We start from the raw sequence: 15008 nt of genomic DNA, 5'->3' as shown, positions 1-15008 counted from the left end.
TTTGTTTCAGGAGGCGATATGAAAATCAAAGCTCTGTGGGGTTTCGTTGGCAATGCCGAGTTGTTGGGGGCGGATTCGACGAACGTGAAGCGCGGCCAGGAATTCGAGAAGGCCGACGAAGAATATGCTCATACGCTGCTGGGAAAAGGGCTGGTGGTGGAACTCGGTGCCGACGGCAAGCCGAAGGTAGCGAAGCCCAAGGAATCAAAGCCCGCGGCCGCAAAAGAGGCAAAGTAAATGATCGACATGGCACGCGTGAAGCTTCACCTACGGGTGGACGGCGACGAGGAAGACGCGCTCATTGTCGGTTACTTCGAAGCGGCCAAATCCTACGTAGCCATGCACTGCGATCGGGAACTGGTGGAAACAGCACCGATAGGCCCGGAGCAGATAGGATTCACCCCAGACGTCGAGCAGGCGGTGCTGCTGCTCGTTGGCCACTGGTACGCCAACCGCGAGGCCGTAGTGACCGGCACTATCTCAACAGCCGTTCCACTGGCAGTTGATCGACTTCTCTGGCCGAGGAAGCGTTTCTGATGAGAGCAGGCCCAATGGATCACCGGTGTGCAATGCAAAAACCGGTGAGAGTGAAAAACTCAACCGGCGGCTTCAGCGTGACCTGGGTTGAGGTCGGCAAGCTATGGGCGGAGATAACCCTGCCCACCGGGCGGACGGCTCCAGTAGCTGAGCGTTTGACTGCCGTTGTCACCGCCGAAATCCGGATCCGCCCCCGGGCGGATGCCGTAGCAGGCAACCGGTTGGTGGAAACGGTCAAAGGGATCTCCACCACCTACCTGATCGAGGCGGCGCTGCTCAACAACGAGCGCGACATGCTTCGGTTGTTGTGTTCGAACGTTCCCAATCCGTAGAGGTGATTTATGAGAATTATTGCCCTGGGCAATCTGTCCGGTGCCGTTGGTGATCGAGCCAAAGGCGAAGAATTCAGCGTAGACGCGAAGACCGGTAATGACCTGATCGCGCGCGGCCTTGCCCGCCAGGCAGAGGCGCCGCCTGGCGCCGAGAAACCGGCCAAGGCCAAGGAGTAAGCCATGGCTGCCCGCCGGTCGCGAATGTCTGGCGACTTCAAGTTGCGCAGAACGTTGCGCAACATCCACGCCACGATGGATAACGAACTGGTCGGCGTGATGCGAGAAAGCGCTGGTCAGATCCTGGAGACGATGAGGCAACTCATCCCTAAGGACACCGGTGCAGCCGCTGCTGCGTTGAAGGTGTTCGTTTCGAAAAGCGGCTTGAACGCCGAGATTGGAATCCGGGGAAAGCGCGACACCCAGCGGTTCTTCTATCTCCGCTTCCTGGAGTACGGGACGAAAGGGTACAGCGGCACGCTATACCGGCGAGCAGACCGAAATGCCGTGGGCGGTGAGCACACCGTCAATCGTGACAAGTCCAAACTTTCCGGGCGCCGCAACGCGCTTCGGGCCAGGGATACGAAAAACAAATCCGACGGGGCCACGTTCTACGGGAAGTATCCGGATATTCCTGCCCGGCCGGCTCATCCCTGGTTACGCCCGGCCAAGGACGTCAATCGTGAGTTCGTGTTGGCCAACATCCGCGCCGCGATAGCCAGGACACTGCGCAAAGCCAGCATGGGAGCAAACGATGAATGATCCGTCTGTTGCGCTCCAGGAAGCGCTATTCGCCAGGCTTGAAGCTGAGGTTTCATGCCCGATCTATGACGGCGCGCCCATGGATACAGATATGCCGTATGTATCTATCGACCGCGAGGTTTCAAACAACACTTCGCCGATCGCCGGCAGGAAGCGCGAGCAGCGCCTTATTTATCTGTCGGTCTGGTCGGATGCCCACGGTCAGGCTGAGGTGAAGCGGATCCTCGGCGAAGTCGTTGCTGCCCTAGACGAGCGACGCCTGCCGTTGGCTGTCGGCCGCGCGGTGTCAGTCAGGGTCGAGCAAGCGGACGCCCAGCGAGATGCTGATGGCGTCACGTATCAAGGATCGATCACGGTCCGCGTCATAACCACACACTAAACCCAACCCCGGCCGCCCCGCGGCTTTATCCAATGTGCCTTTGGAGGAACCCCCATGGCCGATGACAACCTCAATACAGCCGCCGGCTGCCGCTTCTCGCTGGGCACCAAGTCCGGTGCAGACACGGAAACCGAGTACAAGGCTGACACCTATGTCGAAGTGGGCGAGATCGAAGACCTCGGCGAGTTCGGCGATACGTTCAGCTCCGTGACCTTCACGTCCTTGGCCGATGGCCGGGTGCGTAAATACAAGGGCACTGCAGACGCCGGCGACATGACCCTGACCGTCGGCCTCGACAACGGTGACGCGGGCCAGGCTTCGCTGAAGGTCGCTCACAAAGACCGGAGCAAAGGCGACTACAACATCAAGATCACGCTGAACGATGGTGACCCTGATGCAACCCCCGCCATTTTGCCGACCACTTTCTACATGCGCGGCAAGGTCATGAACAACACTGTCGCCGCCGGCGCCGCCGACAACGTGGTTCGTCGCAACGTCACGATCGGCATCAACTCCGACATTCTGGAAATTCTGCCGGCCGCTGTCGCGCCGTAACCTGAGGGGCTTCGGCCCCGTTCCACAAGGACCTGATTAATGAGCAAGACTCTTTTCGGTACCGTCGACATTGTTCTGATGGACGAAACCTACACCCTTCAACCGACACTCGGCGCTGTGCGGGCGATCGAGGCGCATTTTGGCGGATTGCGCGGGGCTTCCCAGGCCATTAACGCCTTGAGTGTGGAAGGCTGCGCGGTGATCGTTGTTGCCGGCGCAGACCTGAAAGGTAAGGCCGCTGAGGCTGTAGCTGAGCATGTCTGGCAGCAGGGCGTGCTGGAAGTCTCCGTCGCGCTGAACGCGTACCTGGTGGCGCTGTACAACCCCCGGGGCCCAGATTTGGGAAAGGCGAAGCCGGCGGCGGCGTAAGTGCTGTCGAGGACGGCAGCTACGTCGACCGGCTCTACGCGGTGGCTACCGGCTGGCTGGGCTGGTCGCCTGACTTGGCATGGGCTACGCCAATGCCCGAGCTATTCCTTGCCATGGACGCCAGGCTCGAATGGACTCAGATGACCAATCCCTTCGGTGGCAAGGCGGGACCGGGTAAGGAAAATCCGAAGCCCTCCACCGTGGCGGCCAAGCTGCGTCAGTTGTTCACAGGCCGGCAAGCCGGATGATCAAGATCGTATTTATGTTTGGAGAAAAACATGGCTGATTCCGACGTCCAGGGGATGCTGGTCCGGATCGAGGCGACCACGGCGCAACTGCGTCAGGAAATGGCCCGCGCGGATTCGAGCGTTGCCCAGGCGTCCGGGAAAATTGACAAAAGCCTAGGCCGTGTTGACTTGGCTTTTGATCGTGCTGGTGATCGCGCCCAAGGCGCCGCCGGGCTGATCAAGGGTGCTTTAGCGGCCGCCGTGGGGGCTGCCTCCATTGGAAAGATTATCGAAACAGCCGACTCCTATGGACAGATGTCTGAGCGAATCGGCATGGCCACGAGTAGCGTCGGCGAGTACGACCTGGTTCAGCAGCGCCTGCTGGAAACTGCCAAGCGCACCTATCGGCCCTTGGCGGAAGCTCAGGAGCTTTACGTCCGGACATCGGACAGCTTGAAGTCTATGGGATACAACACTGGCCAGGCGCTGGACGTCATGGACAGTTTCAGCTTCCTATTAGTAACCAACTCTGCGTCCGCCGAAAAAGCCAGTTCGGCTATCGACGCCTACTCGAAGGCACTCCAGACCGGCAAGGTGGAGGCTGATGGCTGGCAGTCGATTCTCGCGGCGATGCCCACCGTGGTCGACACGATCGCAAAATCGACCGGAAAGACTTCCGAAGAGATTCGCAGCCTGGGTGCCCAGGGCAAGCTCAGCCTGGATATCCTGACAGAAGGCCTGCAAAGATCCGCCGAAGCGAATGGCGTGCTGGCCGATAGCATGAGCGTAGCGGTTCGCGATGCCGTGCAGAACTTGGCGAACGAATTCACGGTTTACGTTGGAAGGCTCAACGAAACCACCGATGCCGCAGGGTTACTCGCTAAGGGTATATCCATTCTCGGCGACAACTTCGAGACGCTGGCTGATGTCGCCATTCTCGCCGCCATCGGCGCGCTCGCCGGCTATGCCAGAAGCGCAGCCGGATCGGCCGCCATCGCTGTAAAATCGGCATACCAGGACGCCGCTGCACGGAAAGCCCAGGCTGCCTCCATCCTGTTTGTTGCACAGGCCGAGCAACAGAAGGCTCAGACCTCCGTTTTCCTCGCTGAGAAAGAGGCGATCGCGGCACGCGGTACTGCTGTCCAAACGCAGATGTCGATCCAGCTCGCCGAGGCCAGGATGGCCGAAACGCGGGCTACCAACGCTGTCGCCGCCGCTCAGCTCGGCGTGAGCAGAGCAGGCGCGAATCTGGTCGGCCTGCTGGGCGGCCCGATTGGCATCGCAACGCTGGCCATCGGTGCCGCGACCGCCTTCATGACGTTGCGTGATAACACCAGTGTTTTGGAGGAGAAGCTCGGGGACCTCAATGAACCACTGGACAAGCTGACAGAACGTTTTAACAAGCTGAATCGGGCAACCCAATCGGTCACGCTGCGGGAGTTGCGCGCATCGATAGCCGATACGGAAAAGGACCTTGCAGGAGCGGCAAGCTCCATTGCCTTCGAGTTCCAGGCTAGCCTTACCAACGCGGGCCTGGCCGGTGCGTCTGGGTTCATGGCCGGCGTTGTTCCGTTGCCTGCCGAATTTCAGTCGGCGATGGACATCGTCAACAAGGCTGTTGCCGATTCGGCCAATGGTCAAATCGTGGATTGGAAGGCTGTCGCCGACCAGGTTCGTCAGATCCCCGGCGTCACGGAAGAGATGGCCCAGGCAATCGAAACCGGACAGATCAAGGTTTCAGACCTGTCGGGCGTGCTCGACAAACAGCGCCAGACGCTCGCCGAGCTAACAGGCGAGACGGATGCCAACACCGAAGCCCGTGGGCGGAACAATGCGGCGGTGGCGGCGGCTGAGCAGGTCGGCCAAAAATACCTTGATCAGCTCCAGAAACAACTCGGCGCCGCCCAGGACAAGACCGCGCTTCAAGCGGCTAACCGGTTCATCGAGGAAAACACCGACCTTACGGAAGGCATGATCGTTGCGATTCGGTCGGCAGCTGCCGCAAAGGATGCACAGAAGGCCGCAGATGACGCCGTCGCCAAGGCTTCCAAAAAGAACACCAGCTCCGCGGAGTCCGCCGCCAAGCAGCAGATCAAGGATTTTGAGTCAGCAGAGGAAGGCTACAAGCGTCAGATTCAACTGATCAACACCACCGGCGAAAAGCAAAAGGACGCCACCGAGGTCCAGAAGCTGGCGTTCGAGCTGCAGGAAGGAAAGCTGGGCAAGCTGAGTGAGGCGCAAAAGAAGCGGCTGACCGGCATGGCCGCCGAGCTGGACGCCCTGAACAAAATTAAGAAGGCCAACGAAGACGACCTCAAGCTGGCGGCATTCAAAAACGCCCAGGCCGTTGGGACGCAGACGAACCGTGACGGGTTCGATCAGGAGCTGGCTGGCATCGGCATGGGTGATAAAGCTCGCGACCGTATGCGGGCGGACCTTGCCCTGCGGCAGAAGTATGCCGCCGACCTGGCCAGCCTGAACGAGCAGCGCAACACCGGGCAGATCGAGCCGGAGCTGTACGCCCAGGAGACAATGGTCCTGCAGGATGAATTGGCGAAGCGCCTCTACGCGCAGCAGGATTACTACACCCAGCTCGACGAGTACCAATCGAACTGGATGTTTGGCGTGAACGAGGCATGGGCCAACTTTGCCGACGCGGCCCAAAATTATTCGCAGATGGCTGCGGACGTGACTTCGACTGCGCTGGGAAGCGCGAGCAGCAGCATGGGCGGATTCTTTTCCGACGTCGTCACCGGCGCCGAGAGTGCAGATGATGCCCTGGGCGACATGGTTTCAGGTTTCGCGAAGTCTATGGTCAATGCGCTTTCCGATATGGCGGCGCAGTGGCTGGTTTATCAAGCGGTGCAGATGTTGGTGGGTAAGACCACCCAAACTACTGCCGGTCTTGGGATGATTGCGAACGCCCAGGCGACGTCGGCTCAGGCCGCTCTCGCGGCTTACGCCTCGACCGCCGCTATCCCAGTTGTCGGTCCAGCGCTGGCGCCAGGAGCAGCGCTTACTGCCGCCGCCGCCACGGCGCCGATGGTTGCGACGGTGGCCACCGCGGCAATGGCTGGCGCCGGCTTCATGGACGGCGGGTACACCGGTCACGGTCGGCGTGATGAGATCGCCGGCCCGGTTCACCGCGGCGAATACGTGTTCGATGCGGAAGCAACGGCCCGAATTGGCGTGGGGACGCTTGAAGCGCTGAGCAATGGCAAGGCGGCGATGGTTGGCTCGTCCAGTTCGGGCGGGGCAGGCAGCTCACTCTCTGCCGGCCCGGCGCCGATCATTTTCAACGCACCGGTCACCGTTCAGGCTCAGCCAGGCATGAGCAATCAGGAAGCACAGGCTCAGGGCGATTCAATTGGCGCTGCGCTTGAGGCTCGAATGGGTCAGTTCCTCGATCGCGAGATGCGCCAAGGCGGCCGACTTTGGAAAAGGTGATCTATGGAAACGTTTAACTTCGATGTTCAGCTTGGCGCGGATGGGGATGTCACCCAGCTAACATGGGAGAACGAGTTCGGGGATGGATACACCCAGGCGGGCGGTATAGGGATAAACACCAAAAAGCAGGTCTGGAACTTGACACACACCGGTGCACTTGAAGATGGCGACGAGTTGCCGCTGGTGTGGGGTTTTCTTGATCGGCATGAAGGTTACAAATCGTTCCTCTGGACGCCACCAGGTGGGGTACAAGGTCGGTATCGGTGCACTGGATACAAGCCCCGGCCTGCCGGCCTCAACCTCTATACGCTCACGTTCGTCTTCAAGCAGGTCTACACGCCCTGACTGCTGCCAACCACCAGCCCCGCCACGTGCGGGGTTTGTTGTTTCTGGAGCCCCATGAATTACAACAGCGATATTCAAAAGCTCGAACCGGGCAATCAGATCCGGCTGTTCGAGCTCGACGCTACGCGCCTGGGTGCCAACCTGTGGCGGTTCCACGGTCACGCCCAGGAAGGCGACATCATCTGGCAGGGGCAGCTGTATTCGCCGATCCAGATCACGGCCAAGGGATTTGACATCCGCGGCGATGGCCGTCCGGCGTCGCCAACCCTTCAGATTGCCAACGAGCTGGGCGGCATACGCGGCGCGATCACCGCCCTGTGCTTGCAGTTCCGCGACCTGGCGGGGGCGAAGTGCACCGTGATTGAAACGTTCCGGCACTATCTGGACGCAGCGAACTTCCCGGATGGGAACCCCACGGCCAGCAACCAGAGCCGCCGAAACCTCTGGTACATCGAGCAGAAGACGGAGGAGTCCTTCGACTCGGTGACCTTCGCCATGTCGAGTCCCGCGGACATGGAGGGCCAGATGCTGCCTTCGCAGCAGATCACCAAACTGTGCCGCTGGGCCTGCCGCGGTGGCTACCGCGGTGAGGCCTGCGCATACACGGGGACCGCCATGTTCACCAAAAAGAACGAGCCCACCGATAACCCGGCCCTTGACCAATGCGGCGGCTGGTGGAGCAGCTGCAAGCTGCGGGCAAATACGCGCCGGTTCGGCGGTTCTATGGGCGCAAGCCTTATCGCAAGTTCGAGGTAGCCATGCGCATCAATCAGAAATTGCAGGACGAGATCCGAGCCCACGCCGAACGCGCCTACCCGGGCGAGGCTTGCGGACTGCTGGTCAAGACCACCGCCGGCCGCCAGTACGTGCCGTGTGCCAACCGGGCTAAGTCGGAGCGGGAGAACTTCCAGATCGACGAGCGGGACCAAGCCGCGGCCGAGGACCTGGGCGAAGTGCTGGCGATCATCCATAGCCACCCGGACAAGGTGCCCACGCCGAGCATGGCCGATCGGGTGAGCTGTGAGCTGCATGAGCTGCCCTGGGGCATTGTGGGCTGGCCGGGTGGCGAGTTCGCCTGGTTCAAGCCTGAAGGGTTCCAGGCGCCGCTGCTGGGTCGAGACTTCTCCCATGGCTTGCTGGACTGTTGGGGCGCCTGCCGCGATTGGTACGCGCGAGAGGCCCGCCTGCAGCTGCCGAACTTCGAACGCCGGGACCTATGGTGGGAAGACGAGACCGGCCCGAGCCTTTATGAGGACAACTTCAAGGCGACCGGTTTCTACCAGGTGGAGACGGCGCGGCGCGGCGACATGCTCGTGCTCCAAGTGCCCACCCCGGGCCGGCCATGCTTTCACCCGAACCACGCGGCGATCTACCTGGGGGATAACCCGACGCTGGCCAGTGAGCCGGCCCCGGACCTGGGCGGCTCAGGCCCGTTCATCTATCACCACATGCCTGGCCGCCTGGCCAGTCGCGAGGTCTACGGCTGGTCCATGGCCAACCGGGTGAAATTGATTCTGCGCCACAAGGACTACCGGCCATGACGATGACGACCATCAAACTGGGCGGCGTGCTAGGCAAGCGCTTCGGTCGCCAGTACCGCCTCGACCTGCACGGGTTCCGGGATGCAATGAACGCGCTATGTGTGATGAAGCCTGGCTTCGAGAAATTTCTGCGCACCGCCGAGGAGCGCGGCCTGGTATTCGCCGTGTTCATTGACGAACGCAACATCGGCGAGAAAGAGCTTGATCTGAAGGGTGCGGGTGCCGAGGTCATTAGGATCATGCCCATTATCCAGGGCAGCAAATCGGCGGGCGTCTTCCAGACCATTCTGGGAGTGGCCTTGATTGTTGCGGGCTTGTTCACCGGCGGTACGACATCCGGACTCGGCATGGGCCTGCTCGTGGCCGGTGCTGGTGTGGCGTTGGGCGGCGTGGTCCAGATGCTTTCACCCACCACCAAGGCCAACACCGCCGACAAGAACGAGGACGGCAACAACCCAAGCTACGGCTTCGGCTCGGCGGTGACGACCATCGCCCAGGGCAACCCCTACCCGCTGCTCTACGGAGAACGGGAAATCGGCGGTGCCGTGGAGTCAGGGGGAATCTACACCCAGGACAACTTCTGATTTTTGGGAAACACCCAACCCGCTTCGGCGGGTTTTTGCATTTTTGGAGGAGCGCATGAGCGCAGTTGCGAAGAAGGCCAGGGCTGTCAGGGGGGCAAAGGGCGGCCAGTCGAAACCGAAGCAGCCGAGCATCGCGTCGAACAGCGTTCCGTCACTGGCCACGGCCAGGTTGGTGTACATCTGGAGCTGGGGCCCCATTGTTGGCCCGGTCGATGGCCTGCGCTCCGTGCGCCTCGACGGTACACCGATTCAGGCCCAGGACGGCACCATCAATTATCCAGGCGTGAAGTGGCAGTTCCGTTCCGGGGAGCTGAACCAGGAGCGCCTGGCCGGCGTCACCGAGTCAAGCAATGAAATTGCCGTGGGCCAGGAGCTGCGCACCAACACGCCGTGGCTGCACAGCATCAACAATTCGATGATCGACGCGACGCGGCTGCGGTTCAGTTGGCCAACTCTTCAGCGCCAAGACTCCAGCGGCAACATCAATGGCGTTCGTATCGATTACGCCGTGGACGTCTCTACCGACAATGGCCCGTATGTCACGGTGCTGACGTCCTTTGTCGACCGCAAGAACGTCACCAAATACGAGCGCTCCCACCGAATTGAATTGCCCGCCGGCAACCAGTGGACACTGCGCGCCCGGCGCCTGACGCCGGAGGCCAACAGCTCGCTGGTGCAGGACAGCATGTTTGTTGAGGCGGTGGCCGAGCTGGTCGATAGCGATCAGGAATATCCGCTTACCTCGGTCGGGTGCATTGAGTACGACGCCCAGCAGTTCGGCGGCGATATCGCCAAGATCGCCGTGTTGATGCGCGGGCGTATCGTGCGCGTCCCAACCAATTACAACCCGGAGACGCGGACCTACGCCACGGCTGGCGCCGGCACTAGCGGTGGAATATGGGACGGCACCTTCAAAGAGGCGTACACCAACAACCCGGCCTGGGTGTTCTATGACCTGGTCTTGCACCCGTACTACGGCCTGGGCGAGCGCATCGACGCCACCATGGTTGATCGGTGGTCGCTGTACCGCATCGCTCAGTACTGCGATCAGATGGTCCCGGACGGCAAGGGCGGCCAGGAGCCGCGTTTTACCTGCAACCTGTATTTCCAGAAGCAGGCCGAGGCCTACGCGGTGCTGCAGGACCTGGCGTCGATCTTCCACGGCATGGCTTACTGGGATGGTAGCCAAATCGTCGTAAACGCCGATATGCCGGGTGACCCTGCGTACAGCTATAGCCCGTCGCAGATCCTCAACAATGGTGCCATCAAATACGACGGCACCCGGTGGCGCGATCGCCACACCGCGGCGATGGTCGCCTGGGATAATCCGGATCAAGGCTACGAGACCGATAAGGAGCCGGTGTTCGATAACGAGGCGCTGAGCGAACTGGGGTCCGTGCGTGAACTGAGCGTTGAGGCGTTCGGCTGCACCTCGCTCGGCCAGGCCCAGCGCGCCGGGCAATGGGCATTGCTGACCGAGCAACTGCAAACCCGCGGCGGAACATTTCGCGTCGGCCTGGATGGCGGCATTCCCAAGCCAGGACAGATCATTGCCGTAGGTGACCCGATGCTCGCCGGCCGCGCGAATGGAGGGCGTGTTTCCTCCGTCGCCGGACGAGTCGTGACGCTCGACCGTGACGTGACCATCCCCACCGGTGCGCGGCTCTACCTCAACCTGCCCAGCGGCAAGTCTGAGGCGAGAGTCATCAGCTCGGTGGCTGGCCGGGCCGTAACCGTGGCGGCGAACTACAGCGAAGTGCCCGAGCCTGAATGCGGTTGGGTGATCGACTTCGACGACCTGAAGGTGATGCAATTCTACGTGCGCAACGTGACCCGTCCTGAGTGGCACCAATATCAGCTGGAAGTGATCCAGCACGAACCGAGCAAATTCCCTTTCATCGATAACGGCGCCGTGGTTGACCCGCGCCCGATCACCGGTATTCCGGTCGGCACACAGGACGCGCCGGCCAGGGTACTGATCAGCCAGCACGTAGTGATCGAGCAGGGCATCGCCGTCACGGCCATGACAATCGCCTGGGATGCGGCGCCTGGGGCGGTGGGTTATGACGTCGAATGGCGCTGGGGCGCCCGGGAGTGGATTAAGGTCCCACGCACCGGCGAGCTGCTGGTGGACGTCCGAGGGATTTACTCCGGCCAATACATGGCCCGGGTGCGCGCTGTCAGCGCCATGAATGTCTCGTCGATCCCGACCACCTCGGCGCTGACCGACCTGGAAGGGAAGACCGGCCTGCCGCCGGCGGTTACGCACCTGACGGCGACGTCCTTGCTGTTCGGTATCGGCCTGAAGTGGGGTTTCCCTGCTGGCGCCGAGGACACCCAGCGCACGGAGATCTGGTACGGCCCGGCAAATGACCTGACGGCAGCCACAAAACTAGCTGACCTGGCTTATCCCCAAAGCGACTACAGCATGCAGAGCCTGCTGGCGGGTGCGACGTTCTTTTTCTGGGCGCGCCTGGTGGACCGGACCGGCAACATCGGCCCATGGTACCCAGTGGGTAGCGGTGTGTTGGGTCAGGCCAGTTCGGAGGCCGGCCCGATCCTAGACTTGATCGAGGGTCAGATTGGCGAAACTGAGCTGGGCCAAGACATCGTCGACAAGATCAATCTGATTCCAGGCCTTCAAGACCAGATCGACGAACTGTCGAACCCGATGCTCTATGAGGCGACTGATTCGTACCTCAGTGGCGCAGTGGTATATCAGGGCGATCGCCTGTACCGGGCCAAACAAGATGTGCCGGCCGAGCCAAGCGGCGCAAACGCACCTCCGAACGCGACCTACTGGGAAGACATTGGCCAGATCCTGCAGGAAGCGAATGCGCTTGCCGCACAGGTTTCCGAGAACACGCTGAAGATTGATCAGCAGGGCGACCAGCTCACCGCTCAGGCATCAAAGCTGGACGGTGTTTACGTGCAGGTTAACCCGGCTCTGGCCGGCGACACTGAGGGCTTCGCGGGCTCAGACGAAGTCTACATAGGCGTCTGGTCCGAGCAATCCGCCCGCCTCGAGGATGGCATTGCTACGGCCAGGAGCGTGGAGACAGTCCAGGCCGAGATCAATGAGACCAGCGCAACCGTTCAGACAGTCAGCCAGGCAGTCGCAACACTGGACGGCAAGGCCTCAACGATGTGGTCGGTCAAGATGCAGCTCAATGCGAACGGCCAGTATGTCGCGGCGGGCATTGGGCTCGGGATTGAGAACGTCGGCGGGACGCTGCAAAGCCAATTCTTGGTCAGTGCCGACCGGTTCGCGCTCGTCAACAGCATTGCCGGCGGCGCCGTCTCGGTTCCGTTCGCGGTGCAGGGCGGCCAGGTGTTCATGAACTCCGCCTTTATCCAGGACGGCAGCATCACAATGCTGAAGATCGGCCAGTACCTGCAATCCGACAACTATGTCGCCGGCTCGCAGGGCTGGCGGCTGGATAAGGCCGGGAACTTGGAGTTCAACGGCCCAGCCCCCGGCGGCGGCCGCCTCACCATGACCAATCGCGCCATCAAGGTCTTTGACCAGAACGGCGTGAAACGGGTGCAACTAGGGGATCTCGCCGCATGAGTTACGGGATTCGGGTCTGGGGCGGCGACGGTGCGCTCCAGGTGGATGAGAACTCATTCACTATGCGTGTCGTATACAGCGGAATCGTCACCGGAACGAACACCGCCACTTATCAGACAATTTCGGTGCCGGGGCTCACCCCGGAAAACGGCACCGCGTTCGTCGTTCCTATTGGTACATATAGTCAAACCCAAGACAAACAGCTTGAAACGGAAGTCATAGCAGACGCGGTCCGAGTTTATAGCTACATCCGGGGGCGGGAGCAATACAGCAACAAAACGGCGGTCACCATGCGACTAATTGTAATAAGGTTCTTCTAATGGCTTACGGACTGCAATATTCCAATAACAGCAATGTGGTGACGATTGATTCAGAGTTTACCCGCCTGGTAGTCCTTGCAAAGGGTACATATTCGCCAGATGGGGGGTCCGGCATAAATTCCACAACAACATTCCCATCCACCATTACAAGCCAGGAGCCACCTCTAGTATTTATCCGCCCAGCAGGGGGCAGCGGGATAGCGGGTCTTTGTTTTACCAGGATATTGGGGTCTCCAGGGGCATGGACTGGGTTCTATGTTAGGGGGTACGACGAGAACACGCTGCAACCTAATGGAAGCTATTTTGTATGCGGATTCTCTGCGACCGCTATAGCTCAATATGGTATGCGGTTATGGGATGGGGCCGGGAAATTACTTTTTGACTCAGGCACTCCTTACGCGCGATTTACCCGAGCATTTCAGAATTGGGCGTATGTGAAAACTGACTACACCGCTCAAGGAATGCCGAGAAACTACTATCGAGTTGATTTTAGTTTCCCGGCGGGCGAGCACATGCTTCTGAATACTTTCGGAATGCCGATGCTTAACGATGGCGTGCAAAGTCGAGATTTATATTGTTGGTGGGACTTTTCGGGCGGTAATTTGTATGCCCTTACCGTTGGCCTAGGAAATCCATTTGCCTTCTTCCTCCCTGCCGTATTCGCGAAACTTATCGCTTAATTAAATAGGTCTCTTATATGTCCAAACAGGTCATTAACCTTGGCACTGCTCCCACTGGCGTGGGCGGCGATACGCCTCGTAGTGCTTTCACCAAGGCTCAATCAAACTTCGACGAGCTGTACGCTGCACACGGTGCATCTGGATCCCCCCTTGCGCTTCCACCGTTTCTGCCGGTAGCGAATGGTGGAACCGGTAACGCAACCGGCACCGCGACGAGGCTTGCAGCCGCTGCAATGGTGGGAACGGTCAGCCAAAGTAGCGGCGTTCCCACAGGAGCCATTGTCGAAAAAGGCTCTACGGCCAGCGGAGAATTCACGAAGTTCGCCGACGGCACAATGATTTGTTGGCGCTCTGTGAGCTTTGCATCCCTGGTCATCTCTGCCACTGCGGGTGGGGTCGCGTACGTAGGTCTTAACGGTATTTCTTTCCCTGCAACATTCGGCAATATGCCGGTCGTTACAATGTCGGCAATAGGATCAGGCGGGTTGGCGTGGGTGGCAATGGGGTCGGCCCTTCCAAGTTCCAGTGCAACCCAGGCGTATTTTTTGATAGTTCCGCTAGCGGGAACGTACTCGTTCACGGTTCAGGTTATGGCTATGGGGAGGTGGTTTTGATGCGCATCAATCTTTCGCCACAGAGGCGTGACGACACTCTCGAAGTTATAAAAGATGGAGATATGCTGGTTATCAATGGCGAACCCTTCGATTTCTCAAAAATGGGTGAAGGAGACACATTGCCGGGCTCGGCAATCCGGTCAGCTTGGTTCGTTGGTGACATCGATAAGGTAGGCGGGGAGCTTGTGCTGACACTTCTGCTGCCCAACCCGTGGAACTACAGCCAGGAACAGGCGTTTCCGGCGCCGTTGGAAAATATTCCTGATGGCCAAGTGGTTTTCCCTGGCCCTCTGCCGGTCACAGAAGACGTATCAATCAAGGAGGCTGCCCAATGAACATCGACTGGTCACAGCTCGTTACGAAGGCGATGAAGGACGCTGCGGCGGCGGCGGCAGCTTTGTCCTCCGCAAAATTGGATTTGGCTTCCAGAAACAGCAAGGCATCTGAGCAAATCACCCGTATTCAGGATCGCATCAACACGATCGGTTTCGGCATTGAGATCGGCGAGGCCACTCCAGAGGAAGAGGCTGAGCAGGCTGCCCTGCTGCTTAATCTTAAGGCCTGGAAAACCTATAAGTACGCGCTGGGCAAGGTCACGGTGCAGCCGACGTGGTACCAGTCCCCGGTCTGGCCGGTCGAACCGCCAATCCCTGAAATCATTGCCGCGCCTATGCTGGGCTCCGCCGAAACCATCTGATCCGCCTGGAACACCGCAACCCGCCATCGAGCGGGATTTTTTTTGCCTGGA

The 15008-nt window shown here is 60.1% G+C and carries 19 protein-coding genes; all 19 read left to right on the top strand.

Annotated elements, in window-relative coordinates:
* Positions 1-18 precede the first annotated feature (18 nt).
* The 19 genes from J3P82_RS17940 (at position 19) to J3P82_RS17850 (ending at position 14957) form a co-directional block, all read left to right on the top strand.
* A complete protein-coding gene (locus tag J3P82_RS17940) occupies positions 19-237 on the top strand; it encodes a hypothetical protein (protein WP_434558025.1) in 219 nt (72 codons plus the stop codon).
* On the top strand, positions 238-537 hold the full coding sequence (locus J3P82_RS17935) for a head-tail connector protein (RefSeq protein ID WP_434558024.1): 300 nt from the start codon (positions 238-240) through the stop codon (positions 535-537). It begins immediately after the preceding gene.
* Positions 537-869: a head-tail adaptor protein gene (locus J3P82_RS17930; protein WP_434558023.1), complete on the top strand. Its 333-nt coding sequence runs from the start codon at positions 537-539 to the stop codon at positions 867-869. The genes J3P82_RS17935 and J3P82_RS17930 overlap by 1 nt, the downstream gene beginning before the upstream one ends.
* A gap of 9 nt (positions 870-878) precedes the next feature.
* The gene (locus tag J3P82_RS17925) at positions 879-1046 is read left to right on the top strand and encodes a hypothetical protein (protein WP_434558022.1); all 168 of its coding nucleotides are present in this window, start codon (positions 879-881) and stop codon (positions 1044-1046) included.
* A 3-nt stretch (positions 1047-1049) separates the two neighbouring features.
* On the top strand, positions 1050-1628 hold the full coding sequence (locus J3P82_RS17920; protein WP_434558021.1) for an HK97-gp10 family putative phage morphogenesis protein: 579 nt from the start codon (positions 1050-1052) through the stop codon (positions 1626-1628).
* Entirely contained in the window at positions 1621-2007 is a 387-nt protein-coding gene (locus J3P82_RS17915) for a DUF3168 domain-containing protein (protein WP_434558020.1), read from the top strand. The genes J3P82_RS17920 and J3P82_RS17915 overlap by 8 nt, the downstream gene beginning before the upstream one ends.
* A 54-nt stretch (positions 2008-2061) precedes the next feature.
* Positions 2062-2562, top strand: a complete 501-nt coding sequence (locus tag J3P82_RS17910) for a hypothetical protein (protein ID WP_434558019.1) — start codon at positions 2062-2064, stop codon at positions 2560-2562.
* Between the two features lie 39 nt (positions 2563-2601).
* Entirely contained in the window at positions 2602-2931 is a 330-nt protein-coding gene (locus J3P82_RS17905; RefSeq protein ID WP_434558018.1) for a hypothetical protein, read from the top strand.
* 92 nt (positions 2932-3023) lie between these two features.
* On the top strand, positions 3024-3179 hold the full coding sequence (locus J3P82_RS17900) for a hypothetical protein (protein WP_434558017.1): 156 nt from the start codon (positions 3024-3026) through the stop codon (positions 3177-3179).
* Positions 3180-3209: 30 nt separating this feature from the next.
* Entirely contained in the window at positions 3210-6605 is a 3396-nt protein-coding gene (locus J3P82_RS17895) for a phage tail tape measure protein (protein WP_434558016.1), read from the top strand.
* A 3-nt stretch (positions 6606-6608) separates the two neighbouring features.
* The gene (locus tag J3P82_RS17890; protein WP_434558015.1) at positions 6609-6950 is read left to right on the top strand and encodes a phage tail protein; all 342 of its coding nucleotides are present in this window, start codon (positions 6609-6611) and stop codon (positions 6948-6950) included.
* 54 nt (positions 6951-7004) lie between these two features.
* A complete protein-coding gene (locus J3P82_RS17885) occupies positions 7005-7706 on the top strand; it encodes a phage minor tail protein L (protein ID WP_434558014.1) in 702 nt (233 codons plus the stop codon).
* A gap of 2 nt (positions 7707-7708) precedes the next feature.
* A complete protein-coding gene (locus J3P82_RS17880; protein ID WP_434563883.1) occupies positions 7709-8491 on the top strand; it encodes a C40 family peptidase in 783 nt (260 codons plus the stop codon).
* Positions 8488-9075 (top strand): tail assembly protein, encoded by a 588-nt coding sequence (locus J3P82_RS17875; protein ID WP_434558013.1) that lies wholly within the window; start codon positions 8488-8490, stop codon positions 9073-9075. Before J3P82_RS17880 ends, J3P82_RS17875 begins: the two co-directional genes overlap by 4 nt.
* 55 nt (positions 9076-9130) lie before the next feature.
* Complete coding sequence (locus J3P82_RS17870) at positions 9131-12646, top strand: host specificity protein J (protein WP_434558012.1); 3516 nt, start codon at positions 9131-9133, stop codon at positions 12644-12646.
* Positions 12643-12966, top strand: a complete 324-nt coding sequence (locus J3P82_RS17865; protein WP_434558011.1) for a hypothetical protein — start codon at positions 12643-12645, stop codon at positions 12964-12966. The genes J3P82_RS17870 and J3P82_RS17865 overlap by 4 nt, the downstream gene beginning before the upstream one ends.
* A complete protein-coding gene (locus J3P82_RS17860) occupies positions 12966-13646 on the top strand; it encodes a hypothetical protein (RefSeq protein ID WP_434558010.1) in 681 nt (226 codons plus the stop codon). Before J3P82_RS17865 ends, J3P82_RS17860 begins: the two co-directional genes overlap by 1 nt.
* A gap of 613 nt (positions 13647-14259) precedes the next feature.
* A complete protein-coding gene (locus J3P82_RS17855) occupies positions 14260-14595 on the top strand; it encodes a hypothetical protein (protein ID WP_434558009.1) in 336 nt (111 codons plus the stop codon).
* On the top strand, positions 14592-14957 hold the full coding sequence (locus J3P82_RS17850; RefSeq protein ID WP_434558008.1) for a phage tail protein: 366 nt from the start codon (positions 14592-14594) through the stop codon (positions 14955-14957). Before J3P82_RS17855 ends, J3P82_RS17850 begins: the two co-directional genes overlap by 4 nt.
* Positions 14958-15008 lie beyond the last annotated feature (51 nt).

This window comes from Pseudomonas sp. Z4-20 (assembly GCF_051131955.1).
Classification (GTDB): domain Bacteria; phylum Pseudomonadota; class Gammaproteobacteria; order Pseudomonadales; family Pseudomonadaceae; genus Aquipseudomonas; species Aquipseudomonas marvdashtae.
The sequence above is the reverse complement of the archived record's forward strand: the minus strand, read 5'-3'. Positions and strand labels throughout refer to the sequence as shown.